We start from the raw sequence: 24,993 nt of genomic DNA on the forward strand, positions 1-24,993 counted from the left end.
GCGCAACCCCTACACCAACGAGCCATGCCACATGACATGCGCCAAACAGCAAGCCACCGAAAGAGGAGAGCAATGGTGACCACCAACACCCTCGCACCCATCGCGGAACCTGCTGCGACCAAGCCCGCAACCACCACCCGGCTCACCGGCCTGACCAACAACAACACGACCACCCTGGCCGGCCTTTCCGGCTGGACGGTCACCAAGACCACCGCCGTCTACAAAGGCACTCCCGCCGCCGCTCACAAAGCGGTCCAGCAGCAGATGGACACCGTCCGCGCTGCCGAAGGCGGCAAGGTATCCGGCTACCAATCACTCATTGCCGTACGCAACAAACTGCGCGAACTCACAGAGGGCGGAAGTCACCCGGCCGTCACCGTCACTATCAAACGGGCCACGAAGAAGCCCGCCAAGACCCGGACCGGATCACCGGCAGCCCGGCTGACACGTAAGCGTCAAAACGAGTACACCACTGCGGAACTCGTCGCCACCCTCGAAACCGGATGGGCCGCCATCCGCACCAACCACCCCGAAGTCCCGGCCGTCGTCATCATCGTCGGCTCCGGAACCGCCTCCAAACAAGCCCGCTACGGGCACTTCGCCCCGATCCGCTGGCAACACGGAGACCACCAACTTGCCGAAGTCCTCATCTCCGGCGAAGGACTCAAACGACCCGTCGAAGAGGTCTTCACCACCCTGCTCCACGAAGCCACCCACGCCCTCGCCCACGCACGCGAGGTCAAAGACACCAGCCGACAAGGCCGCTGGCACAACCAGAAGTTCGCCGACCTCGCCTCCGAGCTCGGCCTCAACACCACCAAAGACCCCAAGATCGGCTGGTCACTCTGCACCCTCCGCAAGGAAACAGCGACCACCTACAAACCGGTCATCGCTGACCTCAAGAAGGCACTCATCGCCTTCCGCCACCCCGAAACCACCGGGGGCGAAACCAAGAAGAACAACAACAACGCGGTCCCGTGCGTATGCCAATGCCCACGCCGCATCCGAGTCGCCAAAGCAGTCCTCGAAGAGGGCGCCATCACCTGCGACATCTGCGAAACCCACTTCGAACCAGACGAGTAACACCGGTCCGTTGCTGGCTCTCTCCTCCGGAATCAACACGGTCCCGGAGGAGAGGGCGAACACCGAACCACACCCACCCCGGCAAGACCGATCGGAAGGAACCACCGATGACTCTCGACCTCAGCGCCTACGCCGAACTCACCGCCCACCGCGACATCGCCGACACCACGTTCCTGTGCGACTGGGTCGCCAACGAACACCTCGGCGGACACGACTGGTGCCCCACGGTCCTCGAACCCGGTGACGAGTTCACCAGCGTCGTTATGGGCGACGCCCTCGTCGGCCGCTACTGCATCGGCTGCGGCTACCACCTCTTCGGCACCGCCGAACTCGAGTTCGCGCCCGCGCCGCTTGCCCCGTAACTCCAAGGCCGGCCCCGGCCAACAATCACCGGACCCCACGACGCCACCCCGGAAGGAGGCCACTCATGACCAGCACCGACGACGCGCTAGACGTCCTGAGCGGCCTCCTGGGCGGCGTGGAGGTCATCTCCGAGCACAAGCACACCCTCGACCCCGGCAAACGCGTCAACCCCGCCTCAGCGATCGAGCACGCCGTCGCTCGCGCCGCGTCCACCGCTGACTACGGCAAGTGGCTCGACCACACCGCGTCGGCAGGCGGCTGTATCCGGCCGATCCAGCTCCGCGGCGAATCCCACATCGTGTCCGAACGCACCGGCCGCATCATCTCCACCCGCCACACCGACCAGATGCCCGACGGCGTCATCTACAAAGCCTGCGGCAACCGCCGCGCCGCCGTCTGCCCCTCCTGCGCAGAGACCTACCGCGCCGACACCTACCAACTCGTCCTGGCCGGACTCCGAGGCGGCAAAGGCATCCCCGAAACCGTCGCACAGCACCCCTGCGCGTTCGTCACCTTCACCGCACCATCGTTCGGCCCAGTCCACTCCGCCCGCAAAGCCCGTGGCCATGACGGGCAACTCCGCAACCAGGCCTGCCGCCCACGACGCAAACCCGATCCCTGCCCGCACGGCGTAGACCAGCGCTGCCACCAGACCCACCGCGACGGCGAAAGAATCCTCGGTACCCCGTTCTGCCTGGACTGCTACGACCACAACCACCAGGTCGTCTGGAACGCCCTATCCGGCGAACTGTGGCGCCGCACCATGGAACGGACCAAAGACACCCTCAAACGGTGGGGTAAGAAGCACGGCGTCCAGATCAAGCTGTCCTACGGCAAGGTCGCTGAAATGCAGGCACGAGGCGTCGCACACTTCCACGCCCTCGTCCGCCTCGACGGAATCGACCTGCTCGAACCCCACGGCATCGCCACACCCCACATCACCGCGGACTACACACTCCTAGCAGCCGTCATTCGCCGCGTAGTCGAAGGCACCCAGTTCCGGTCACTCCCCCATCCCGATAAGCCCGAAGGATGGGTCGTTGATTGGGGCAACCAACTCGACATCCGGCCAGTTCGCCAAAGCGTCGATGGCGTGATCACCGAAACCGCCGTTGCGGGTTACCTCGCCAAATACGCCACCAAGGCTGCCGAAGCGACTGGCCACTCTTCCGCGCGTCTCACGAATGCCACCGTTCGCCGCTACGCCACCCTGGACACCCATGCCGGCCGATTGGTCGACGCTTGCTGGCGACTCGGACGCACCGGCTCCGACCTCGACCCCGAAGAAGCAGCCAAGAACTCCGGACGCCTGTCCTACCGGCGACTCCAACGCTGGGCTCACATGCTCGGCTTTGGAGGTCACTTCTCCACCAAGTCCCGCCAGTACTCCACCACCCTCAAAGCCTTGCGCGAAGCCCGCAGCAACTGGCGCCGCGAACGGCACCGAACCGCCGAACACACTGGCGCCACCGAAACCACCCTCATCGTCGGCAACTTCACCTATGCCGACACCGGTTGGCGAACCATGGGCGACGCACTACTCGCCAACACCTCAGCAGCAAAAGCACGCGAACACCAGCGGTTGGTCAAAGATCTGATTGCTGAGAGCAACAACCTCTGACACGTAACTGTCAACGGGCTGACATATCTAGAACTCGCTAACGATCTTTATCGGGAATCTGAATGAAGGGATCGAAGTGAAGAGACTGCTGACAATCGCACAGGCGGCCGAGGTGTTGGGAACCACCGCTCGTTTCCCTCGTCGTCTCATAGAAGAGAGACGCATTCAGTTCGTGCGCGTTGGTCGCCATGTTCGTATTGCCGAGGACGTGCTTTTGGCCTACATCGAAGAGCAGACCGTAGATCCGATCGAGCTGCGGTGGAGCGGCCAGAAGGTAGTTGCCTAATGACCAAGGGCGAAAAACCCAAGAGGCCGCGCCGTTCATTCGGCTACGTACGGGAGTTGTCGTCTGGCAAGTTTCAGGCGTCATACATTGGCCGCAACGGCGTTCGGCATCCTGCTCCGGCGACATTTAAGAGCGCGCGCGATGCCGACCGTTGGCTGAATAAGGTTGAGGCGGATCTCAGCAGTGGCGCATGGCAGGACGAGGCAATAGGCAAGATCCCATTTCGGCAGTACGCCGAGGACTATCTCAACGAGAACGAAGAGATCGGCGAGCGGTGGGCGGAAACCTGTCGGCGAAACATGCGATTGCACATGGTGGATATCCTTGACATACCGTTGCGAAGCATCACGCCACCTGTCGTGCGTAAGTGGTATTCGAAAGCACGCAAAGGCAAGGGCGGTCGGACTTCCATCGCGCAGTCATATCGGTTCCTGCGAGCTGTGATGAATGCGGCGGTTCGAGATGAGGCGATCGTCAAGAACCCATGCCAGATTCCGGGAGCTGGTGCGGACAAGGCAACCGAGCGGCCCATCGCAACGCCTGACCAGGTCCAACAACTCATTGACGCAATAACCCCGAGGTACCGGGCCGCCGTGGCAGTGGCCGCCTGGTGCACGTTGCGACGAGGTGAAGTGTGTGGTCTCCGGACAGCAGATATCGACACTGAGCATCAAGAAGTTTGGGTGAGAAAGAATTGGGTCGAGCTGCTGGAATCACCGAAGAAGTTTGAGAAGGAACCGAAAACTCAGGCGGGCAAGCGCGAGATTTCTGTGCCTCCGCACGTCTGGCCACTGCTCACCGCGCATGCTGACGAGTTCGCTGGGCCGGAGTTCTTTTTCATCGGTAAGGATGGCAACCGGATGCGCGGCAATGCCGTCTATCAGGCGTTCGTCCGCGCCCGTAAGAAGGTCGGACTGACACTTACGTTTCACGACCTTCGCCATACCGGCCAGAGCTTGGCGGCTGCGTCGGGAGCGAGCACCGTTGACCTGATGAAGCGCGCCGGCCATTCCACGGCTGTCGCTGCTCAGAGGTACATCCACGCTGTGGAAGGTCGCGACAAGGAAGTCGCCAAGGCTTTGAGTGACATCGCGGCAAACGGTTCTGCGGCTCGGCTTCCTCGCACAATTAAAATCGACTGATGTCGCACGGGGATCGCACGCCGTGCTTGGAAGTGGCCTCTGACCTGCGGTTATGTGCGCGCCTGAAAAGCGGAAGGTCGGCGGTTCGAGACCGCCCCTGACCACACATCTCATCACCACCCTCTCCGTCTGTCCGGAGAGGGTTTTTTCTTTCCCACGCGAGCTCCGCAGTCGACCTCCGTCGCTACGCTCCTCCGGCCGCCAGCTACGCCCCGCTCCCGCCCACCCTCCGGCTACCGCCGGCGGAGCTTGCCGGCTGGCGCCGGGGTTTCCCGGCTCCGCCGGAGTGCCGGCCTTCGCCGGTTCTTGATCGGCTACCGCCGACTCTGCGGCTGCGCCGGGCGCTGCGCGCTTCGACCACCTCCGCCATCCCCCGCTACTGACGTGACCTACCCCACCAACCGGCGGAGGCGGAACCAGATCAGCCCTGCAGCGGTTCCAGCCGATGCCTCGACTCCGAACTATCAACCAGATAGACGTCCTGACCAGCACTGCTGACCCTCAACCGGTGTCGCTCACGTGACGGGCGCCCAGCCGACAGCCAACCCTCATGCGCGGCCTTAACGTCATCCCACACAAACCCAGGACCGCCTTGCACCACCAAGCCATCGACCAGACGCGCCCAGGAACCGTCAGGACGGAAGGCCAACGCGACGCCATCCACGGTGACGAGGCGAACGCCGGGCTGCGTCAGATCGAGCCAGAATCGCGCCTCGTCGTCGCGATACATCGAGGTGTCGAAGCGATGCGGCCGACTGATACCGGTTCCGTTCAGCGCGACCTGGATCAGCTCAGCGATGTCAGTCGGCTCCGGTTGATGACGGAGAGGCATGAAGTACGCCGGGTTCGGCAGAAACTCACCCTCAGCGCCATCACCAGTCTTCCGCAGTACCGCGACGCCTGCACCCAACGGCGTCACGATTACACCACCCGGGCGAAGCTGCTGAAGCCAAGCCGCGGGGATGTAGTCGAGCCGGCAGGTCGCAATGACCGCGTCGTACGGCCCTGCAACCGGATAGCCATTCACCCCATCGGCCACCGCCACCAAGGGTTCGTACCCCGCGGCCTCCAGGCGCTCCCGAGCCTCAACGATCAGACCAGGGTCGATGTCGATGCTCACTACCTGATCGGCTCCCAACCGCTCCGAGAGCAGAGCCGCGTTGTAGCCAGTACCAGTACCAATCTCGAGAACCCGCTCATTCCCGGTCAGTTCGAGGGCCTGAAGCATGCTGGCCATCAAACTCGGCGCGGTCGACGAGGACCTGACGTCCTCCGTCGTCACGAGGTGAGTGTCCGAGTAGACGGCTGCCAGCCATTCGTTCCCGGCGCCAGAGTCGATTACCGCGCTTCCGTTCGCGTCGCCGCGATAGAACCGGGACACGAAGAGATGACGGGGTACTGCTCTGAAAGCCGCTTCCCAACCAGAGTCCGAGATGTTGCCGCTCGCAACGAGTTCCCCGACCATCCGGTCCCGCGCTTCAGCTGCCTGGCGATCCAGGTCCGCTCTCGACTCGCTCATCGGCAACTGCTCTCCAAGAAGTCTGCAATCGCCGAGGCGATGGAGTCTCGTAGCTCCGGGATGAAGGCCCATTGTCCATTAGGATTGGCTTCGAGGAAGATCCAGCCACGTCCCGGCACTACCCGGAAGTCGAGGGCCGCGAAGCTCAGTCGCAATTCGCGCATCAGGTCCAGCACGCCCCGACGTACGTCATCAGGCACCTTGACCACCCGATAGCTGACATTCTCATGATGAGCTCTGATGTCTACCGGTCCGGCAGGATCCGTGGGACGGATCTCAGCAGCGAAGAACTCCCTACCGACGACAGCCACGCGGACATCGACACCATCAATGAGTTCCTGGAACAGATGCGCGGTGGCGGCGATACCGGGGTCGCACCACAGTTCCTCGGCGACCTCAGCCGTATAGAGAACACCGCTGCCCCGCACATCATCAATCGTCACCATCGTGGCCAATGACTTGGTGATGACCCGGCCACCGACCGACCTGGCGAAATCACCGACGACCTCCGGTTCGTTGGTGATGAGCGTGGCCGGCACTCGCAAGCCACAACGTGCCGCGAGCGCAAGCTGACGCGGCTTGACTCGTGCGTCCGCCATCGCCGACGGATTGTTGAGCCACACTGCCGACGGCAGGCTGCTGAGGACACCCGCAAAACCATGTCTGGCCTGCGAGCGAGCAAAGGCAACCTCACTCGGCGATCCGTTGCCCGGAAGCCGGAACTCCGAAGGCCGGCGGTAGTAGACGGCGCGAAGCGACTGCAGATCGATCTCTCGCGGTGCGCCGGAGAATTGACCCACCCAGCTCGTCCCACCCGGATCGAGCCTCGCCGTCAGACAGAGATCTGTCGGGAAGTCTCCCGGGTCGCAGCGTACGAACTGGATGCCTCGGTCATTGAGCTGGTGCATGACCACATCCGCCGTCGGGTCGTCATCGTGAGTCAGCACCAGGATCCGGGCAGGCTCGATCATCTCTGTCGTCCCCGCTACTTGTCGTCGACCATCCAGTCCACGGCAAGCACGTCCTTGCCGTCGGACTCGGTCTGCGTCATGGTCGCCGCCAATGGCATCACTCCGGTCGCCAGCTGCCCATCTACGAGTCCGACCTGCCGCTCCCCGCAAAGCGTCACCCTCGGACGAGTGAACCGCGGCCGCCCTGGCGAGTGGTCGACGAATCGCAGTCCGAACGGGCGGACGAGGTCCTCCGTGAGGGCCTCCGAAGCCTGAGCGCTGCTGAGCGGAAAGCGATCCTGGTCTTGCCACATAGCGGTCCTCCTGGTGAGTTGAAAATCAGAGCACGGTCAACGGCCAGAGCCGCGCCTCGGACGGAATCGGTGGATGGTCAGGGAGTTGGTCGGGCTCGGCAAGGGCGATGGGCGGCAGCGGCTCATTGGTGACGCGGAGGCCGGCGAATCGGCGACCCATCGCAGCGGCGTACCGATCCGCGAGGGTCCTCTCGGCCACGTAGGTAGCGATCACATGGCTGCCGAACCAGACCTGCACCCTGCGGCGTTCGAGGACTGTCATGGACGGCCCCGCAGATCACGCAGTACGTCGACCACCATCGCAACAGCGAGGACCGCAGCGATCACGGCGAGCACTCGCATCTGTATGTTCACGACATCCACCACTTCCTTCGGTCCAGCCCCGACAGCTGGAATTTCTCGACACGTCGAGCGAACCATCGGTTACGGTGAGTTGGTACCTGCAGTGGTGGTCCGGTGTGGTGAAAGCGGTGAACGGCAGCCTGATCAGCTGTTTCGCCGAGGGGAGGCGGCTGTCGTGTCAAAGACCCGGCAACGAAACGAGAAGCTCGCGGCAGTGATCGCTGAGGCCGGCTGGTCGCATGCCCAACTGGCGCTCGCTTTCGGACGCGTCGCGGCTGAACGCCGATCCGAAGACCAGGCAGGTGTCGGCCGATCGCACGTCTCTCACTGGGTGGCTGGCTCCAGGCCCTCCGGTGCAGCGCCCGGCATCCTCGTCGAGACGCTGTCCCGCCGTCTCGGGCGGCCGATCACGGCCGATGAGATCGGCCTCACTCAGTTGACCTTGTCGCCGATACTCGACTGGAATGCCGATACGCTGACGGCGCTGGTCGATCTCGGGAGAAGCACCTTGGATGTCGAGCGCAGGTCGGTACTGCGGGCCGCCGGTTACTCGGTGGCCGGGTTGGCCATACCGGACCAGACTTGGTGGGACCACCTCGCCGATCGATCCGCGAAGCGAACTGTCAGCCGCGGCCGGTTGGTCGGTGCCGGAGATCTCGAAGCTGTCCGGGAGACGGTGCAACTCTTCACCCGCATCGACCAGCGTCGAGGCGGAGGCCATGCCCGCGCGGCAGTCGTTCAGTATCTGACTTCCGATGTCGCTGGATATCTGCGCGCCTCCTACACCGACGACGGCGTCCGCAAGAGCATGTTCTCCACCGCTGGCGAACTCGCCTATCTCGTCGGCTGGATGGCATTCGACAACTCCGAGCACGCGATTGCCCAGCAGTACTTCGCCGTGGCAGTGAAGTTGGCCGCAGAAGCCGACGATGCACCGCTGGCCGGCCACATCCTTCGCGCTATGGCGCACCAGGCGGTTGATCTAGGACATCACCGTCAGGCGGTCAAGGTCGCCGAGGCATCGCTGGACGGACGCCGCTACCAAGACGCCAGCCCGCGCGAACGCGCTCTGATCGGCGTGGTCCAGGCCCGAGCACTGGCGGTTGACGGTCAACGCACGGCTGCTGCCCGCGCTCTACTCCGCGCAGAGAAGGACCTCGCCTCCGCGGAAGCCGGCGACGACGAACCTGGCCGCGTGTTCTTCTTCGGCGAGGCAAGCCTCGCGCACGAAACTGCCTGCACGCTGCGCGACATGGGCGACCTTGCCATGGCCACCAAACAGTTTCAGCACAGCGTGCGTACTCGCAAGGCTGCAACCTTCACGCGCACCCACTCGGTGACCCTTGGCTACCTAGGCGCAGTACAGGCTCGTAGTGGCAACATCGAGGAAGCCTGCGGCACGTGGTCCGAGGCCCTCGACGCGATGGACGGAGTCCACTCCGGCCGTGCTCGCCAGGCTGTCCGCGACATGCGCTCCAGCCTCTCGGTCTACCGCCCCAAGGGCATCCGCTCCGTAGCTGAACTCGATACCCGAGCAGCCAGATACCTCGCCTCAGTCGACCGCTGACAGTGCCTTACTCACAAGGGAAACAATGACTGACCAGCCGATCACCCTCCACCCAGTCGCCCACGTCATCGGCGGCCGAGTCGAGCCCACCGACGACTACTGGGGCGGCACCCAAGCCATCATCCGCATCGATGACCCCCGCCTGGACGCCGACTCCACCAAAGGCCTCGAAGACTTCTCCCACCTCGAGATCGTCTTCCACTTTCACCTGACCGACCAATCGGACCTCCACCTCGGCGCCCGCCCAGCCCGCAACAACCCCGACTGGCCCGCGGCAGGTACCTTCGCCCACCGCAACATGCGCCGCCTCAACTGGCTAGGCGTCTCCCGCTGCCGCCTGCTCAAAGTCGACGGCCTGGACCTTCACGTCGAGGACCTCGACGCAGTTGACGGCACACCTGTCCTCGACATCAAGCCTTGGTTCACTGACTTCGGACCCCGCGGGTCTGTCCTCCAACCCACCTGGCCCAGCGAAATGCTCACCAACTACTTCGCACCGCACGACTAGCCAACGTGCTGCGCTCGGCTATCCCAACGCCCAAGTTCAAGGCGAGAGAGAACTCCCTTCCCAGAACGCCCCCTCCACCCGGTACGGCGTCGCTCGCATGACCATCCAGCAGTCGCTACGCGTACTGCGGGATGAAGGTCTGATCGTTTCCCGCGTCGGCAGCGGCGTATACGTCCGCGAGCAGGCCGACCAGGCCGTCGGCCTGCGCCCGCACATCGAGAAGGCTTTCGAGCGCGATTCAGTCACGATCGATTTCGCCGGCCTGACCGGCGAGACGCTCCTAGGTGCTCTCGAAGAGCCCATCGACCGCATCCGACGCGGCCGCCTCACCCCTCAGGCCATCACAATCCGGATGCTCCTGCCGGACCTCTCCCAGCCCATGGCCGTACCGCCCCGCGCTGGCAAGAACCCAGGCGACGACCCCGCAGTCAGAGGACGCATCGAGAAGATCGCACACCACTCAGCCGGAGAGATCCTCGAATCAATCCGCGAGCTCGGCAAGCTGGGCCTGGTCTCCAAGGTCTCCGCAGAACTCCGCGTCATCGGCCTACCGATGATGTTCAAGCTCTACACCCTGAACGAAGAAGAGGTCTTCTTCGGCTTCTACCCCGTCGTAGAACGAGACCTTGAGATCGATGGCAAACCGGTCTCAACGTTCCATGCCGTCGGCAAGGACACCGTCCTCTTCCACCACTCAACCAGCGACGACGACCGCGCAACAGGCTCCCAGTACGTCGACCAAGCCCGCCGCTGGTTCGACAGCCTCTGGGGCACCCTCGGGCAGGTCCGCGCCCTGTGACCATCGATCCCCTCGCCAAGATTCTCAGCTCCGCGGAAGCCGTCCTCTTCGACTTCGACGGCCCAATCTGCTCCGTCTTCGACGGCTACCCAGCCCCCAGATCACTCGTGAACTCCTGGAGCTGGCGCACCAGCTTCGCGGCGACCTTCCGCATGCCTTGGAGCACTCCACCAGCCCACATGAACTACTCCTGGCTGCGGCTGACGATCTAGAACTAGCCCAACAGCGGGTGCAGCCGAATCCATTGCCGCCTGCGGCGCAAGTGGCCAAGCAGTAGCTGTCGTTAGCAACAATTACTCCGGAGCGGTCACAACCTACCTCACCCGCGCGGGCCTCTCCGAAGGTGTTGCTCTTATAACGGGACGCAACCCGGACGATCCGAAGTTAATGAAGCCGGACCCGTATCTCATCAACCGGGCGATCAACGCGCTTGGAGTTGCCGCGTCTGCCTGCGCCTTTGTCGGAGATCAGCCGACCGATATTGAAGCTGGCTGAGCAGCAGGCATCACAACGATAGGCTATGCCAACAAGCCAGGAAAGACTAAGGCACTAAGCCACCGGCGCGGATTTCGTATTGAGTACCATGTTCGACCTAGCGACAGCGATTCATTGACAGATCATGTCAGCCCAACCTCAGAATCACATAATAGACATTTGCATCATTAAGCGCCAGCGCCGAGTTCGCCATCAGTTTCTCTAGACCAGCGCATCATATCCTCGTATAACACGTCAGCAGCAATTTCAAGATCTTGCAAATATTTCCGAACCGCATCAAGACGCATCACTTTGATGATTGTATTGGGCGACCTTCGAAGAGATACTCGATTACCCCATTTAACGGTACCTACACCAACTTCCTCTAGCTGGATCTGACCATCGCCATCTAGCCAACACTGGTAGAGCGGCGAATCAACCACTACCACGGGCAGTACTATCGCGAATAGCTCTGATGAGTCACGCGGGCGCTTCGACTTCGATCCAGTCTCCGTCAACCACTCGCATACTCCATGAGCTGCTTTTGAAACCTGCATCATTGCGGAGAATGCCTGATCATCCCTTGAACCGCCAGCAGCAAGCGTTGGGCGAATCAACGAGTAGCCGCGGACGTCGTCCACGTCAAAAAGTGATAGCCCGTGGACAGCTTGACTCCGACCGACGGACCGCCGCCACCAATCCTTCGCCTGATCATTAACATAGCGCTGAACAACTCTGGCAGGGTTTGCCATCGTGCTCGACTTGTCGGCCAAAATAACCCACGGTTTCGACCTTCCCGTACTACTCTTTGCCTCGAAAACCACCCTTAATTGTAGACTGCGCCCAGTCCTAGATTGCGCACGGCCCGTTGTAACCATAACGTCAATCTCGCGATGAACCTGCTGTTCACTGTCGTAATAATGGAAGCCTTGGTGAGCCATCAATCCCACCTCCTGAGCGATGCGAGCGATCTGCATCTCCAGGGGATAACCCTGGGTTTGCATCCATCTCCGTATCCTTTCGGTAAGATTCTGCTCGTGGGATTCATCTGCATTAGCATTCATATTCTAAACGCCTTCTCCAGTTTCACCATTTTCACCGGATCAACAGTTACGCCGACCATTTAACCTCAGCACTCGACTAGTGGAACCCAGCGGGCCGGAACCGATGTCGCCTAGTCAGGGAAGTGTGGCGCGGGCAGGCGGGCGACTCGCACACAGAGCGGTCCCCGGGCACCCAGGATAGGTGGACCCAGGAACCGTTTTACGATCTCAAGCCTCCATCGGACGATCGGAGTCGTCGATAGCGGACCCAACACCGTTCGCGAGCGCCGCAACTCAGTTAGGGTCCGGGACATTTCCATCTTCTGCGGGTGGCGATTCTTTCTTTGATTTGCGCTTCTTCTTAATTACCAGACCCGGCTTTACATCGATCCGGGCCAGCGCCACGCCGAAGCCAGAGCGACTGATCTCCTTCAGGCAAAACGCGATCTGCACCTTCGTGAAGAAGAAGAGACTCTTACTAAGTGGCCCCGGTTTGTCCGTCGCGATCGCCAAAACGAATTTGGCATCCCGTCGATCAGGTATGGGATCGCCTGGACGAATCTCACCCCATACTTCACCCAGCTTGCTCTGGTATTTCTCATCACCCCACGCTTGCGCACTGTTTATCGCTTGGGCAACGAGATGCGAGAGGCTCGGAGAATTCGAGGCGGCCTTAACGCAGAGGAGTTCCGCATTCGGCGTAAGCAAGTCGCATATTTCTAACTTGTCATACTGAGCAAAGTACACCAAGTTCTTGTCCAGCAAGCCGTAGGTCTCTTTATCTGCGACCATCTTGTTGTACGAACCCTCGATCGTATCGTCCGACGGATCATCGTCGAGAGCACTCACGTCCCACAGGGGGAGGTTGAGATCATCGGTGACATCCTCGATCGACGCAATCCTCGAGTCCACTTCTTTCCTGAACTCCTTCTGAATTTCGAACCACAATCCGGCGGACAAAAGATAGTCGGCACCACCACTGGTAACCTCAGCCATAACATATGACTTCAGAGGATGTACTCGATCGACCGGCTTCTCATCCTCAGACAACGCATGCACGTTGATATCCTTCAATGGATTCTTTGTGCCTTCAAGTCCTGCCACGACGCTCATCACCGGGCCGCTGTCCAAGCTCCCCAGCATAAAGCGCCCTTGCCGACCGCAGGCTAGCTCGTAGTGGTCGAGATTTGCCTGATCGAACGGGTCAGGCGCAGAGAAGGCAATCTTCTCTGATCCACCACGCAAGAGTTTGATTAGCTCACCATCAAGCGACTCAATCAATGGATCATTCTTGTCAAGAGGTGTGATCTGATCAAGGAAGGCAAAGTTCTTCTTATAGTCATCCTTCACATAAACAGCCAGAACACTTTCGACCTTTGAAGCTATTTGTGATAGCGGAAAGTCTGGTACAGCAATCCGGAGCGAGTCCGACCCGGCGACGGTGGTGGCGAAGCTCTGATCTGTAGCCTTGCCTGAAAGTTGCCTCAACCACTCTTCGTCAACCTCGACGTTGAGATCGGAGAATTCCCCATCGACGGGGAGCATAGTGTACTGATCACGTGAATTGCTGGCGATACCACGCGTCTGCACACTCTTTATTTTATTTGCGGCAATAATATTCGCAGTTACTTTCAATCCGAAGCCGCGTTCCACTAGACTAGGATCTAGAGCGTGAAAGCCCGTCCCGAACGTCACTGCCACGAGACGATCCTCAGCAGCCACCAACATCACCGCCCCAAGACTGGGACTGGAGTATTTCTTGTTCCTCGCATTTGCGACAGCAACTTTATCCAGGTCGATCAGCCATTTCGGCGCTTTCGAGTCGCCTTCAATTAAGAAGACCTTCTTAATCTTTGGTTCGTTAGTCCTAGAACTTAAAGACTTCACACTCGCTTTCGTACGGATAACACTGTCGTCCCCTTTGGCGTCCTTGCGAAGCAGATACATCGTTAACCGCATTGGCCCCCCCAACGCTCCTCGACCCGCGTGATGCCACGAGCCGTCGACTACAGAGAGTTAAGCAGCTTCTCTGAGCCATGACTAGATCTCAGGCAGTTGCGGTGATTCAGCGGAATACGGGTCACGCCTGGCAGTGCATTCAGTAGCGGCAGCGAACGGCGGGAACGAGTCCAGCGACTGGTCCAGCAACGGCAGCCGATAGGCACCGGCCAGAAACGACTGCATAGAGGGCCGGTCGGTGGCCCGCTGTCGAGCTGAAAAGCAGAAGGTCGGCGGTTCGAGACCGCCCCTGACCACACAGAATTCTTCTGATCCCTCTCCTTCGTGCGGAGAGGGATTTTTCTTTCCCACGCAGGGCTGCATCGGCTTCCGCCGGGCTTTGATGGCTGCCGCCGAGCTTCGGTTGCGCCGACATTTGCGGCTGCGCCGCGCGCTGCGCGCTCGTCACCAATGGCCCGCCTCTCGGTCGACACGACCGCGCATCTGCCAGTTCGCCAACCACCCGAGTTGCCTCGGATCCTCTTCGCAGTTGCACGGATGTTGCAAGCAGCCCGCTTCCTCCGAGCTCGACGAACCCGATCTGGCCATCGCCCTGCGCCAGCCCGCCGCGAATCAGCTCACTCGGGCAACGGCTTCAATCGATGGATCAACCTGCCCACCAATCAGAAAGACCTCCTGACCAGCCTCACTGAACACCAGCCGGTGTGCTCCCGCGCAGGTCGACCCGCGGCGAGCCATTCACCATGAACCGCCTCAACGTCGTCCCAGACGGCCCCACCACCGCCTTGGACCACCAGACCATCCGCCAGACGGGCCCAAGAGCCATCTGGGCGAACAACCACCGAGACCCCGCCCACAGTCATCGCGCGGATGTCAGGGTTCGTCAGATCGAGCCAGAACCGCGCCTCGTCGTCGCGATAGATCGAGGCGTCGAAGCGGTATTCCCGACTGTCACCGATTCCGTTCAGGGCAACCTGTATCGCATCCCCGACGACCGCTGGCTCCGGCTGATGACGCATCGGCATGAAGTACGCCGAGATCGGCAAGAACTCTCCCGTCGCCTCCCGAGGGCCGCTCTTCCGAACCACAGCGACGCCCGCCCCGAGCGGAGTCACGATGACCCCACCCGGCTGAAGCTGCTGAAGCCAAGCCACCGGCACGTAGTCGAGCCGACAGGTAGCGATGACAGCGTCGTACGGGCCTGCGTCCGGATAGCCATTGACACCATCAGCGACTACCGCCAGCGGGCGGTACCCCGCCGCGTCGAGCCGACTCCGCGCCTGAGCAACAAGCTCAGGATCGATGTCGACACTTACCACCTGGCCGGAGCCAAGCCTCTCCGAGAGCAGCGCCGCGTTGTACCCAGTACCAGTTCCGATCTCGAGCACTCGCTCATCGCCGGACAACTCGAGTGCCTGAAGCATGCCGGCCATCAGACTCGGCGCCGTCGAGGACGACCTGACGTCTTCGGTCGTGACGAGGTGGATGTCCGAGTAGACGGCCGACAGCCACTGGTCTCCGGAGGTGGAGTCGACGATCGACGTGCCCTGCTCGTCACCTCGATAGAACCGAGGTACGAATAGGTGGCGCGGTACTGCGCTGAACGCGGCCTGCCAGCGTGGATCAGTGATGTAGCCGTTGGCAACGAGTTCGCTGACCAGCTTGTCCAGGTCGGCCGCGGCCTGACGGTCGAGGCTCGCTCATCGGCAACTCGTCTCCAGAAAGTCCGTGATCGCATCGGCGATGGATTCGCGCGGGTCAGGAATGAAGGCCCATTGTCCATTGGGGTTGGCTTCGAGAAGGATCCAGCTACGCTCAGGCTCAGGCCTGAAGTCGAGCACCGCGAAGGTCAGCCGCAATTCGCGCGGCAGATCGAGCACGCGCGGCATATACCTTCGGGCACCTCGACACCCCGGTACTGGGTATGCGCATTGCGCGATGGAGCCGCATACATCGGCGGAGCCGCACACATCGGCGCAGCCGCACAAAGCCCGGCGCAGCCGCAAAAGGCCCGGCGCAGCCGAAGCCTGGCGACAGCCAACAAAGTCCGGCGGAAGCCGATGCACCCGGCGCCAGCCGTCAAACCTCCGCCGGCGCAGCCGGAGGGCGGGCGGGAGCAGAGCGCAGCAGACGTAGCGAGGAGCGAAGCGACGAAGCGCGGCTGCGGAGCCTGCGTGGGAAAGAAAAACTACTTCCGCCCCACGCCGTTGAGGCGGGCCGGCTGCGGAGGGTGACCGTAGCCTGACAGGTAGGACCCGTCCGTCCAGCCTGAGAGGCACCGCCATGCCGAGATTTCGCCGTACGACGTTGCTGATCGCGTTGACCACCGCGCTTGTCGCCCTGACCGCGTCGCCGGCCTCGGCTGCGCCAGTGTTCGCCAGTGGGTTCGAGGATCCACAAATCTCAGATGGGTTCAAGCAGTACGCCGCAGGCGAGCAACTCGGCGCATGGACTGTGGCCTCGGGGAGCGTCGACATCGTCACCTACTGGGAGCACGCCGAAGGGCAGCAGTCGCTTGACCTCAACGGGAGCGCAGAGGGGGCGGTCTCGCGCACAGTGCCCGCGCAACTGCTTACGACGTACAAGGTCACCTACGCCGTGGCGGGGAATCCGGAAGGTGGGCCGACCGTCAAGAGCGGGAAGGTCAGCATCAACGGGCAGCAGGTGGATGCCTTTAGCTTCAGCATTGCGGGGAAGAGCATCTACAACATGGGCTGGGTGTATCGCAGCTTCTACTTCACCAACCTGTTGTCGGCTTCGTCGGTGCTGCAGTTCAGCAGTACTTCGCCGTCCATCTGGGGGCCGGCGCTCGACGACGTCAAGGTGGAGAGTTGTCTGCTGATCTTCTGCCCGGCCTCGGCTTCCACAGTGAACCGGATTCAAAGCTGAAAGGACCTAACCAGCTCGCAGCGAGCGGAGGAGGTCTTCTCCGAACTGCCTGCCGTTCGGAAACTGGTCGTCGCGGTCCCAGCGCCAGGCGGCGATGATCGCGAGGACTAGCTGGCGGCAGTCGGCCAAGAAGTCTTGGTCGAGGTTCGGGTAGTAGGCGCAGACCTCTTCGGGAGCGTGGGCGAGGTCGAACTCGATCGGGCCGCGGCAGACCGTTTCGAGGTCGATGAACAGCGGCCCGTACTTCGTACTCAGCACGTTGCCGGGATGCGGCTCGCCGTGCAGCAACTGCTCGGCGGCGCCGCGGTCCTCGATTGCTCGTCGGAGGCTGGCCAGCTTCTCGCCGAGGAACAAGCGGTCCACATCGGCGAGCTCCGGTGAGCGAGCGGGGTCGGCGACGACTGCTTCTGCCTCGGCGATTCGATCTGTGAAGTGTGGGCTCGCGATGTCGACCTTGCGCATGCCGACGTGCAGCTGCTCCAGTGCTTCGGCGAAGTCGGCTGGCGCGACGTGCGAGGTCGCGGGTTCGTAGTACGTCCACAGCGTTACTGCGAAGCCGTCACGTGTGTAGACAAGCGGGTCCACCCGAGGCTCCAAGGTGCCAACCGGTGATCCGACTGCCAAGAGCCGCTGAGCCAGCTCGACTTCGAACTCGGAAACCTCTTGCCCCACAAAGGCAACCCGGGCGACGACGTCGCAAGGGGTCAGGCGGAGCGCCAGTTTGTTGGAGTTGTGGAGAACGATCGCGTCATCGGCCGATAGGTCGAGTGATGTGGCGAGTGAGGTCGCGGCGGCGATCGCGCGGGTGACGTCGAGGGGCTCCATGGTCCGGCCAGGCTACATTTGCCGTCTTGTTTGGTCGCCTCAATTTGAGCGGGCAGGAGTAGCGGTGAGCCTTGGGGTGGTGGGGCAGGCCATTGGCATGTTCGCCGTGACCAATGTCGATGACCTCGTGGTGTTGGCGCTGTTCTTCGGGCAAGCACGCGGAGGCGGTCGCGCAGGTGCGCTGCGGGTGGTGGCAGGTCAGTACCTCGGATTTGTTGCGATTCTCGCCGCTTCGATCATCGGTGCGCTGGGCGCCGGGCTGTTGCCCGAAGCGGTGATCCCATATCTAGGATTGTTGCCGTTGGCCCTCGGGCTGCGTGCGGCCTGGTCGATCTGGCGGCAGCGCGCCGACCACGACCTGACCGACGAGCCAACCGCGGGGCCCAGTGCCTGGCAGGTCGCTGCTGTGACTTTTGCCAACGGCGGCGACAACATCGGCGTCTATGTGCCGGTGTTCGCCGTGGCGGGCCTCGGCGGCATGGTCGTCTTCGTGGTGGTCTTCCTGGTCGGCGTGGCGGTCTGGTGCCTGGCCGGCCGGTACTTCGCGACGCGGCCGGTGATCGCACGAGCGCTGTCCCGGTGGGGGCATGTCGTCCTGCCGCTCGTGCTGATCGGTATCGGCCTCGTCATCTTGGTCGACGGGCACGCGTTCGGCCTTTGACCGGCGTACTACGCGGGCTTCAGCTGGCCGGCGGGCTTGTAGGTGGCGAGGATCAGGCCGGAGGCGAACGTCTTCGAGTCGGTCAGCTCGAGGGTCTGCGCGGGAGTGCCTTCGGCGAAGAGGCGCTTGCCGGTGCCGAGCAGGACCGGGTTGGTGATCAGCCAGACCTCGTCCGCCAGGCCGTGTTCGAGCAGGGTCGAGGTCAGGGTGGAGCTGCCGCAGACGACGAGATCCGGGCCGTCTTCGGACTTGAGACGGCGGACGCCCTCGACGAGATCCGGGCCGATGGCTTCGGACGGGCCCCAGGTCAGGGTGTCCGGGTGGTGGGTGACGACGTACTTCGTACCCGCGTTGATCCGGTCCGCGAGCGGGAACGTCATCTGTGGATAGAAGGAGGCCCAGGAATCGTAGGTACGGCGGCCGATCAGCATGTCGAAGGTCTCGCCATGGGCGGCCCAGACGGCGTCGCGGCCCTCGGGGCTGCGGTAGGCGGCGCCCCAGTCGGTGTACGGGAAGTCGTTCTCGTCCGCAGTATTCTGGATGACGCCGTCGAGGGTGATGTGCTGGATGATCTTGAGGTCTCTCATGATGGGTCAGTCCTTGTCTTCGGTCAGCAGTGCGTCGAGTTGGGGTAGTGCGGCCCGGAGGCCTTCTTCCATGCCAGGAAGGGTTTCTTCCATCGCTTCGAGGCTTTCGAACGAGTTGATGCTGATCATCCGCGAGCCGGTCGGGGTCGCCTCGAAGTGGAACTTGATTGCTGCTGGCAAGTTCTCGTCCTCGGCGTTGTCGTCGCCGTCGCTCGCCTCGAACGAGTCGATCGGGTTGATCGCGGTGAACCTCCAGGAGCCGCTCCACTTCTGGCCGTCGGCGAGGGTCAGGAAGTACTCCGCCCGGCCGCCGACCGTGAAGTCGTGGTGCGTGAAGGTGGCCGGCGCGAACGGCGGACCCCAGAAGCGTTCGAGCTGACGCGGGTCGGTCCAGGCTTCCCAGAGGCGTTGCTGCGGCACCGGGAAGTCGGCGACGACGGTCAGGGTGAGGTTCTCGGGGTCTTTGGTGACAGCGGTGATCGGCATCGTTCAGTCGTCTTTCGGTTGGAGAAGCTCATCGAGCTGCGCCACGCGGTGGCGCCAGATGGCTTCGTAGGCGTCGAGCACCTCGCTGGCACGCTGGAGTCGCGCGAGGTTGGTGGAGACCAGTTGCGTCCGGCCGGTGGCCTGCTTCTGGATGAGCCCCGCCCGCTCCAGTACTGCGACGTGCTTCTGGACGGCGGCGAAACTCATTTCGTACCGCGCGGCCAGCTCGGAGACCGACGGCCGTTCGGTCAGTGACCGCGCCAGGATGTCGCGGCGGGTGCCGTCGGCCAGCGCGCGGAAGAGTTGGTTCAGCGACTCCTCGGTCTCGCTCTCGTTCTGAAGTGCAACCATGTGGTTGTACGTTAGACGGGCGTCGGAGGTTTGGCAAGTGGTGTTTTTCTAGTGGCCGGTTCTGCCGTCGAGTGCCTCGCGGATGAGGTCGGCGTGGCCGTTGTGGCGCGCGGTCTCCTGGACAAGGTGGATCAGGATCGCCCGGAGATTGACCTCTGCTCCCCAGGGCGTCGTGACGATGTCGTCGAGGTTGCCGGCGGCTACTACCGCCCGGGCGCGCTCGTTGGTCCGCAGGTACTGCGCGACGATGGCGTCGGTCGTCTCGTCGGGACCGGCGCGGAACTCTGCTTCTGGGTCGGAGTCGTCGGTCGGGAACAGGTCCGGCTCGGGCAGCCCGGCGTAGATCTTGAGGAACCAGCCGTGCTCCGTCTCGGCGAGATGTTTCACCAACCCCAGCAGGCTTAGCCCGGATGCCGTCATCGGGCGGCGCAGCTGCTCGTCGTCGAGGCCTTCCAGCTTGAGCAGCAGGGTGGCGCGGTGGAAGTCGAGTTGCTGGGTGAGCGCGTCGCGCTCGTCAGCCAGACGATTCGGCGTGGCCCGCTCGACGGGCGAGGTGAATACCATCAGCTGACCATAGCCGTATAGGAAACGCCTATAGGACCCACTGCTATTTCGTCTTTGTCTGTGGTTCTTTTCCGGACGTACCGTGAAATGGACGGTCACGGAATTGAGAGGAACGGACGATATGACGCTGGAATTTGCAGGCAAGCGTGCGGTGGTGACAGGTGGGTCGCGCGGGATCGGGGCGGCGATTGTGCGGCAGTTGCTGGATGCCGGGGCGGAGGTGCTGACTACCGCCCGGTCGGCGGGGAGTGATGTGCCGGAGGGGGCCAGGTTTGTGGTGGCTGATGTGCGGACGAAGGCGGGGGCGGAGGCGATCGCCTCGGCGGCGCAGGAGCAGCTGGGTGGGGTGGACATTCTGGTGGAGAACGCGGGTGGGGCGAGCCCATATGCGACGGCGGCGGAGATTCCTGATGAGGTTTGGCAGGAGCAGCTCGAGCTAAACTATCTGGCGTCGGTGCGGCTGGATTCGCTGGTGGCGCAGGGCATGCGGGAGCGCAGGGCCGGGGTGATTGTGCATGTGTCGTCGGCTGCGGTGCCAGCTGCGCCGCCGCCGTTTTTGCATTACACGGCGGCCAAGGCGGCGTTGGAGAATTACAGTCGGGGGTTGGCTGCGGAGTTGGCGCCGTATGGGGTTCGGGTCAATACGGTGACGCCGGGGAAGGTTGCTACTCCTGGTGGGGAGCGGACTCGGGAGGAGTGGGCGCGGCTGGGATCAGGGCCGGGGCAGAATGACAGCAAGCCGCCGTTGGGGCGGGATGGGTTGCCTGATGACATTGCCAATGCGGTGTTGTTTCTGGCGTCCGAGCAGGCGAGTTGGGTGACCGGGAGCAATCTTGTGGTCGACGGCGGGGAATTCCCTAGAGGTTGATCAAGGAAGAGGACCAGGTTTCCTGGCGCAGGAGTTCGAGGAGGGCCGTCTCGGCCGGGCCGGCGGCTTGTCGTAGGACGGCGATGACGGGCTGGGAGACCGGCGGGGACAGTGGCCGTACGAGGTGCTCTTGACCAGGTGGTACTGCGGAAGCCGGCACCAGCGACCGTCCCCAGACCCTGAGCGGCCCAGCCGACTGCCGTCGCAGTTTGGGAGACGCGGGCCACTGTGGTCGGCGTCAGGTCGACATCACGCAGAGCGGCGAGCAGTACGCCGTCGAGCGCGCTGTCGCGGTCGAAGCGGACCCATGACTCCCCCGCCAGGTCGCGCAGGTCGACGCGGTCTTCGGCGAGTAGCGGGTGGTTGGCGCCCAGCACCACGACGAACTCCTCGTCTCCGAGGTGGTGGGCGTCCGAGGGGCTTCGGTCGCACGAAGCCATCAGGGCGAGGTCGACCACGCCTCGGCGACAGAGGCGCTCCAACTCGGCGAAGCTCGACTCTTCGAAGACAGTGACCTCCAGCCGCGGGAAGCGGCGGCGCAGTGCACCCAGTGCGCCTGGTAGTTGCCTTGTGCCCAGACCCAGCTGCGCGGCGACCACCAGTTCGCCGACCAGCTCGTCGGCGCCGGCTCGCGCGGTGGCCCGGGCACGCCGCGAGGCGTTCACCGCGACCTCTGCCTCGCGCAGGAACGCGCGGCCGACCGCGGTGGGGACCAGGCCGGTCGGCGTACGGGCGAAGAGTTTGACGCCGAGTTCGCGTTCGAGGCCACGGATCTGTTGCGACACGGACGGTTGAGCGACGTGCAGCAGCTCGGCCGCCGCGGTCACCGACCCCTGCTCGGCAACGGCCAGGGCGTACTCGTACTGACGCAGGCTCATCGGCTAACCCTCCAGCAGGCAGATGTAATCATGTAATTGTAGGTCAGGTGGTGTTTGACGAGCGGGTCGGCGATCGGTAAGGATGAGGGCCCGGCGCGGCCTGCGCCTCACCTTCGTCGACCGGCCCCAGCCTGGTCCTCCTCAGAAGGCAAAGGGATCTCGGATCTCGGGCCGCTCGTCCTGGTCAGCTGCCTCGGACGGGATCGCTGGGGGATCGCGTGCGGGTGCGTGGAAGGCCAGATGACAGCGCACAGGAACTTCAAGCGACGGGTTCGGGCCCGCGCCGCCAAAACGGGCGAGTCCTACACGGCTGCCCTCCGGCACTTCCGTCCGACTCCAGTTGGAGAAGAGATGCCGGATCACAACCCCCAGAACACCCTGCGGATCGCCGTCGCCCAGTCGACGGTTCGGCAGGATCCCACCGATGTCGACGGGCTGCGCGCGAGCGCGGCCGAAGTACGCCGGTTCATCACCGATGCGGCCGCGGCGGGTGCCCGGTTGGTGCACTTCGCCGAGGGCGCGATCTGTTTTCCGAGCAAGTTCGTGATGTCCGAGCTCGGGCCCGACGAGGTCGGTCCGGCCGACTGGAACAAGGCCGAATGGGCTGTGCTGCAAGAGGAACTGGACCAGATCGTCGCGCTCTCGGGCGAGCTCGGGATCTGGACCGTGATCCCGTTGGTGCACCAGTTGCCGGCGCCGGCGCGGCCGTACAACAGCATGTACGTCGTGTCCGACCAGGGCAAGATCGTCCACCGGTACGACGAACGCCGGCTCTCCACCACCAAGGTCACCTGGATGTACAGCGAAGGCGATCAGCCGGTCACCTTCGACGTCGACGGGTGGCGGTTCGGCCTCGCGCTGGGGCTGGACGTGCTCTTCCCGGAGATCTTCACCGAGTACGACCAGCTCGCGGTCGACGCCGTACTGGTGTCGTACGCCTCCACCGGCGTCTCGCAGAACGCGCAGGTCGGCGTCCAGGCGCGGGGTACCGCCGCGAACAACACCTGCTGGGTCAGCATCGCGACGGCCGCCAACCCCGGGGCAGGTCTTGAGTCGGGTGTGATCGACCCTCGCGGCGAGTGGGTCATCGAGGGGCCGGCGGATGGTAGGCCGGCCGTCGTGGTGACCGAACTGCAGAGCGACGAAGTCACGCTGATCGGGCGAGACTTCCGGCGCAAGACCCGGGCTCGCGTCAGCTCCTGAGAGCTGAGCGGCCGCAGATTCCCTTGTCCACAAAGGCTTTGACAGCGCCGTCAACACTTCCGGCGAAATTGGGGGTGAGGGCAACCGTCACCTGACGCCGGCCATCGACGGTGGAGAACGACCACACGTTGTACGCCAGCGCATCGCCGTCGTTGCCATAAGCCCGTACTCCGCAAGCGGTGTCGCGCCAGGCGAGGCCGAGCCCGTAGTTCTTGGTCGCAGTACCGGGTGTCTTCATCTCGGCGAGCAGGCGTCGTGGCAGCAGGTCGCCGCCGAGCAGCGCGGCGAAGAACGTGTTGAGGTCGCGGGTGGTGGAGATCATCTCGCCACCCGCGCCCATCAACGACGGGTTCATCTCGGTGAAGTCGACCAGCCGCCAGCCGTCGCCGGACTCGAGCGGCACATAGCCGTGCGGGTGCGGCCCGCGAATCCACGGCGACGTCCCCGGTACTTCGGTGCCGTGCAACCCCAGCGGCTTGATGATCCGGCGCTCGATCGCCTTGCCGTACGGCTTGCCGGTCACCTTCTCGATCACCTGACCGAGCAGGAGGTAGCCCGTGTTGGAGTACGCGTACGTCGTACCGGGTGTCTCTGAGGTCGGCGGGTAGGCCAGTGCCCGCTGCACCTGCTCGGCCGCGGTCCAGGTGCGCCAACGGAGGTCGTGGAAGGCCTGACTCGGCGGGAACGGGATCGTGTTCACGTAGTCGTACAGCCCGCTGGTGTGGTTGAGCAGGTGCCGCAAGGTGATGTTCCGGCCGTTCGGCACGACTCCGGGCAACCACTTCTCGACCGGGTCGTCCAGCCGCAACCGCCGCTCGTCAGCCAACTGCAGCACGACAGTGGCGACGAACGTCTTGGTCACGCTGCCGATCCGGAACCGTCCGCCGACCGGCATCGCTCGCGTCGTCCCCAGTACTGCGACCCCGCTGCTCCCCCGCCACACGCGACCGTCGCCGCGGACCTCGGCCAGCGCCCCGATCGACCCCGCGGCGACCACATCATCCAACTCCGGCTGCAGCCCGGGTGGCGCAGCAATCGCAACGCTCGGCACAGCAATCACCGCCATCGCCGTCGTGGCGGTCACCAGCATCCGCAGTACTCGCTTCATCCCCGGCCTCTCCCTCAACACGCTGTCGATCCACCCTGCGGCGCAGGTCGCGGCGGCCGCATCAGGGAACGCCCTGGGAGTCCCGGAGATCGCCCGGACGGCGTGAGAGGATCGCGCGGTGAAGGTGGCAGCGGGCTTGATGCGGTGGGGTCATCGGGGGCGGCGCCTGTGGTGGAAGGTGCGCAAGCCCTCGTCGTACGGCGTCAAGGTGTTGCTGCTGCACCCGGATGATCCGAGCCGGTGCCTGGTCGTGCGGCACTCGTACGTCGACCGGTCGTGGTGGGCGCTGCCCGGCGGCGGCTACAACCCGAAACGCGAGACCGCTGCGGCGGCTGCGATCCGGGAGGTCTCGGAGGAGTTGTCGCTGACGATCACCCAGCCGCCGCGCGTGCTGGACACCCTGGTCACCACCCGGGAGGGCAAGGTCGACTGCCTGACGATCTTCCTGGCGGAACCGATCTCGCCTGAGTTCCGGATCAACTCGGAGCTCACCGAGGCTCGCTGGGTCTCCACCACGCTGGCCGAGCTGCCGCCGGACGCGCCGGTGTCACGGTGGTTGAAGATGGCGCTGGCGGCACAGGCAGGTTAGTCGCCGCCTAGTGT

28 protein-coding genes and 2 pseudogenes are annotated in these 24,993 nt (G+C 63.4%); 15 read left to right on the plus strand and 15 right to left on the minus strand.

Going from position 1 to position 24,993, the window contains the following annotated elements; all coding sequences use genetic code 11:
* Positions 1 to 72 precede the first annotated feature (72 nt).
* The 5 genes from AB0P21_RS28560 to AB0P21_RS28580 all read left to right on the plus strand — a co-directional run bounded on the left by AB0P21_RS28560 (position 73) and on the right by AB0P21_RS28580 (position 4,495).
* Positions 73 to 1,083, plus strand: a complete 1,011-nt coding sequence (locus tag AB0P21_RS28560; RefSeq protein ID WP_363700312.1) for a hypothetical protein — start codon at positions 73 to 75, stop codon at positions 1,081 to 1,083.
* A 107-nt stretch (positions 1,084 to 1,190) separates the two neighbouring features.
* On the plus strand, positions 1,191 to 1,445 hold the full coding sequence (locus AB0P21_RS28565; RefSeq protein WP_363700313.1) for a hypothetical protein: 255 nt from the start codon (positions 1,191 to 1,193) through the stop codon (positions 1,443 to 1,445).
* A gap of 65 nt (positions 1,446 to 1,510) precedes the next feature.
* Entirely contained in the window at positions 1,511 to 3,067 is a 1,557-nt protein-coding gene (locus AB0P21_RS28570) for a replication initiator (protein WP_363700314.1), read from the plus strand.
* 76 nt (positions 3,068 to 3,143) lie between these two features.
* On the plus strand, positions 3,144 to 3,353 hold the full coding sequence (locus AB0P21_RS28575; protein WP_363700315.1) for an excisionase family DNA-binding protein: 210 nt from the start codon (positions 3,144 to 3,146) through the stop codon (positions 3,351 to 3,353).
* Positions 3,353 to 4,495: a tyrosine-type recombinase/integrase gene (locus AB0P21_RS28580; protein ID WP_363700316.1), complete on the plus strand. Its 1,143-nt coding sequence runs from the start codon at positions 3,353 to 3,355 to the stop codon at positions 4,493 to 4,495. Before AB0P21_RS28575 ends, AB0P21_RS28580 begins: the two co-directional genes overlap by 1 nt.
* A 421-nt stretch (positions 4,496 to 4,916) precedes the next feature.
* Here the strand turns inward: AB0P21_RS28580 and AB0P21_RS28585 are convergent, their stop codons facing one another.
* From AB0P21_RS28585 to AB0P21_RS28600, 4 genes are read right to left on the minus strand one after another with little or no spacing between them, the layout of a single operon-like run.
* Positions 4,917 to 5,960: a methyltransferase domain-containing protein gene (locus AB0P21_RS28585; protein ID WP_363700317.1), complete on the minus strand. Its 1,044-nt coding sequence runs from the start codon at positions 5,958 to 5,960 to the stop codon at positions 4,917 to 4,919.
* Between the two features lie 50 nt (positions 5,961 to 6,010).
* Positions 6,011 to 6,985, minus strand: a complete 975-nt coding sequence (locus AB0P21_RS28590; protein ID WP_363700318.1) for an MvdC/MvdD family ATP grasp protein — start codon at positions 6,983 to 6,985, stop codon at positions 6,011 to 6,013.
* 14 nt (positions 6,986 to 6,999) lie between these two features.
* The gene (locus AB0P21_RS28595; protein WP_363700319.1) at positions 7,000 to 7,278 is read right to left on the minus strand and encodes a hypothetical protein; all 279 of its coding nucleotides are present in this window, start codon (positions 7,276 to 7,278) and stop codon (positions 7,000 to 7,002) included.
* Positions 7,279 to 7,303: 25 nt separating this feature from the next.
* Positions 7,304 to 7,540 carry a hypothetical protein gene (locus tag AB0P21_RS28600; RefSeq protein WP_363700320.1) on the minus strand — a complete coding sequence of 79 codons (237 nt, stop codon included), beginning with the start codon at positions 7,538 to 7,540 and terminating at the stop codon, positions 7,304 to 7,306.
* Between the two features lie 255 nt (positions 7,541 to 7,795).
* On the opposite strand from AB0P21_RS28600, the gene AB0P21_RS28605 reads away from it, so the two are divergent.
* The 5 genes and pseudogenes from AB0P21_RS28605 to AB0P21_RS28625 form a co-directional block, all read left to right on the plus strand.
* Positions 7,796 to 9,187, plus strand: coding sequence for a hypothetical protein (locus tag AB0P21_RS28605; protein ID WP_363700321.1), 1,392 nt, complete (start codon positions 7,796 to 7,798; stop codon positions 9,185 to 9,187).
* Positions 9,188 to 9,212: 25 nt separating this feature from the next.
* Positions 9,213 to 9,695: an SAM-dependent methyltransferase gene (locus AB0P21_RS28610; RefSeq protein ID WP_363700322.1), complete on the plus strand. Its 483-nt coding sequence runs from the start codon at positions 9,213 to 9,215 to the stop codon at positions 9,693 to 9,695.
* Positions 9,696 to 9,792: 97 nt separating this feature from the next.
* The gene (locus AB0P21_RS28615) at positions 9,793 to 10,494 is read left to right on the plus strand and encodes a GntR family transcriptional regulator (protein ID WP_363700323.1); all 702 of its coding nucleotides are present in this window, start codon (positions 9,793 to 9,795) and stop codon (positions 10,492 to 10,494) included.
* Complete coding sequence (locus AB0P21_RS28620; RefSeq protein ID WP_363700324.1) at positions 10,491 to 10,706, plus strand: hypothetical protein; 216 nt, start codon at positions 10,491 to 10,493, stop codon at positions 10,704 to 10,706. Before AB0P21_RS28615 ends, AB0P21_RS28620 begins: the two co-directional genes overlap by 4 nt.
* Positions 10,707 to 10,719: 13 nt before the next feature.
* Positions 10,720 to 10,989 (plus strand): annotated as a pseudogene (locus AB0P21_RS28625) (HAD hydrolase-like protein); the annotation flags it as partial.
* Between the two features lie 167 nt (positions 10,990 to 11,156).
* Here the strand turns inward: AB0P21_RS28625 and AB0P21_RS28630 are convergent.
* The 4 genes from AB0P21_RS28630 to AB0P21_RS28645 form a co-directional block, all read right to left on the minus strand.
* Positions 11,157 to 11,972, minus strand: coding sequence for a hypothetical protein (locus AB0P21_RS28630; protein ID WP_363700325.1), 816 nt, complete (start codon positions 11,970 to 11,972; stop codon positions 11,157 to 11,159).
* Positions 11,973 to 12,305: 333 nt separating this feature from the next.
* Complete coding sequence (locus tag AB0P21_RS28635) at positions 12,306 to 13,958, minus strand: DUF6119 family protein (protein ID WP_363700326.1); 1,653 nt, start codon at positions 13,956 to 13,958, stop codon at positions 12,306 to 12,308.
* Positions 13,959 to 14,632: 674 nt separating this feature from the next.
* The gene (locus AB0P21_RS28640) at positions 14,633 to 15,640 is read right to left on the minus strand and encodes a methyltransferase domain-containing protein (RefSeq protein ID WP_363701253.1); all 1,008 of its coding nucleotides are present in this window, start codon (positions 15,638 to 15,640) and stop codon (positions 14,633 to 14,635) included.
* A 30-nt stretch (positions 15,641 to 15,670) separates the two neighbouring features.
* Positions 15,671 to 15,859, minus strand: coding sequence for a hypothetical protein (locus AB0P21_RS28645; RefSeq protein ID WP_363700327.1), 189 nt, complete (start codon positions 15,857 to 15,859; stop codon positions 15,671 to 15,673).
* Between the two features lie 394 nt (positions 15,860 to 16,253).
* Between AB0P21_RS28645 and AB0P21_RS28650 the strand changes: the two genes are divergently transcribed.
* Positions 16,254 to 16,859, plus strand: a complete 606-nt coding sequence (locus AB0P21_RS28650; protein WP_363700328.1) for a choice-of-anchor C family protein — start codon at positions 16,254 to 16,256, stop codon at positions 16,857 to 16,859.
* Positions 16,860 to 16,865: 6 nt separating this feature from the next.
* On the opposite strand, the gene AB0P21_RS28655 is transcribed toward AB0P21_RS28650, so the two are convergent.
* The gene (locus tag AB0P21_RS28655) at positions 16,866 to 17,684 is read right to left on the minus strand and encodes a phosphotransferase (RefSeq protein WP_363700329.1); all 819 of its coding nucleotides are present in this window, start codon (positions 17,682 to 17,684) and stop codon (positions 16,866 to 16,868) included.
* A 64-nt stretch (positions 17,685 to 17,748) separates the two neighbouring features.
* Between AB0P21_RS28655 and AB0P21_RS28660 the strand changes: the two genes are divergently transcribed.
* Positions 17,749 to 18,345, plus strand: coding sequence for a cadmium resistance transporter (locus tag AB0P21_RS28660; RefSeq protein ID WP_363700330.1), 597 nt, complete (start codon positions 17,749 to 17,751; stop codon positions 18,343 to 18,345).
* 8 nt (positions 18,346 to 18,353) lie between these two features.
* Here the strand turns inward: AB0P21_RS28660 and AB0P21_RS28665 are convergent, their stop codons facing one another.
* From AB0P21_RS28665 to AB0P21_RS28680, 4 genes are read right to left on the minus strand one after another with little or no spacing between them, the layout of a single operon-like run.
* Complete coding sequence (locus AB0P21_RS28665; protein WP_363700331.1) at positions 18,354 to 18,932, minus strand: dihydrofolate reductase family protein; 579 nt, start codon at positions 18,930 to 18,932, stop codon at positions 18,354 to 18,356.
* Positions 18,933 to 18,938: 6 nt separating this feature from the next.
* Complete coding sequence (locus AB0P21_RS28670) at positions 18,939 to 19,418, minus strand: SRPBCC domain-containing protein (protein ID WP_363700332.1); 480 nt, start codon at positions 19,416 to 19,418, stop codon at positions 18,939 to 18,941.
* A 3-nt stretch (positions 19,419 to 19,421) separates the two neighbouring features.
* The gene (locus tag AB0P21_RS28675; RefSeq protein ID WP_363700333.1) at positions 19,422 to 19,769 is read right to left on the minus strand and encodes a winged helix-turn-helix domain-containing protein; all 348 of its coding nucleotides are present in this window, start codon (positions 19,767 to 19,769) and stop codon (positions 19,422 to 19,424) included.
* Positions 19,770 to 19,817: 48 nt separating this feature from the next.
* Positions 19,818 to 20,333, minus strand: coding sequence for a DinB family protein (locus tag AB0P21_RS28680; protein WP_363700334.1), 516 nt, complete (start codon positions 20,331 to 20,333; stop codon positions 19,818 to 19,820).
* 121 nt (positions 20,334 to 20,454) lie between these two features.
* Here AB0P21_RS28680 and AB0P21_RS28685 point away from each other — a divergent pair, with 121 nt between their 5' ends.
* Positions 20,455 to 21,201: an oxidoreductase gene (locus AB0P21_RS28685; RefSeq protein ID WP_363700335.1), complete on the plus strand. Its 747-nt coding sequence runs from the start codon at positions 20,455 to 20,457 to the stop codon at positions 21,199 to 21,201.
* 107 nt (positions 21,202 to 21,308) lie between these two features.
* Here AB0P21_RS28685 and AB0P21_RS28690 read toward each other — a convergent pair.
* Positions 21,309 to 22,079, minus strand: a pseudogene (locus AB0P21_RS28690) (LysR family transcriptional regulator); the annotation flags it as partial.
* A 351-nt stretch (positions 22,080 to 22,430) separates the two neighbouring features.
* On the opposite strand from AB0P21_RS28690, the gene AB0P21_RS28695 reads away from it, so the two are divergent.
* Positions 22,431 to 23,282 carry a carbon-nitrogen hydrolase family protein gene (locus AB0P21_RS28695; protein WP_363700336.1) on the plus strand — a complete coding sequence of 284 codons (852 nt, stop codon included), beginning with the start codon at positions 22,431 to 22,433 and terminating at the stop codon, positions 23,280 to 23,282.
* On the opposite strand, the gene AB0P21_RS28700 is transcribed toward AB0P21_RS28695, so the two are convergent.
* Positions 23,272 to 24,390 (minus strand): serine hydrolase domain-containing protein, encoded by a 1,119-nt coding sequence (locus AB0P21_RS28700; protein WP_363700337.1) that lies wholly within the window; start codon positions 24,388 to 24,390, stop codon positions 23,272 to 23,274. The genes AB0P21_RS28695 and AB0P21_RS28700 overlap by 11 nt on opposite strands.
* A gap of 118 nt (positions 24,391 to 24,508) precedes the next feature.
* Between AB0P21_RS28700 and AB0P21_RS28705 the strand changes: the two genes are divergently transcribed.
* A complete protein-coding gene (locus tag AB0P21_RS28705) occupies positions 24,509 to 24,979 on the plus strand; it encodes an NUDIX hydrolase (RefSeq protein WP_363700338.1) in 471 nt (156 codons plus the stop codon).
* Positions 24,980 to 24,993: the final 14 nt, after the last annotated feature.

This window comes from Kribbella sp. NPDC056861 (assembly GCF_040687575.1).
Lineage (GTDB): Bacteria > Actinomycetota > Actinomycetes > Propionibacteriales > Kribbellaceae > Kribbella.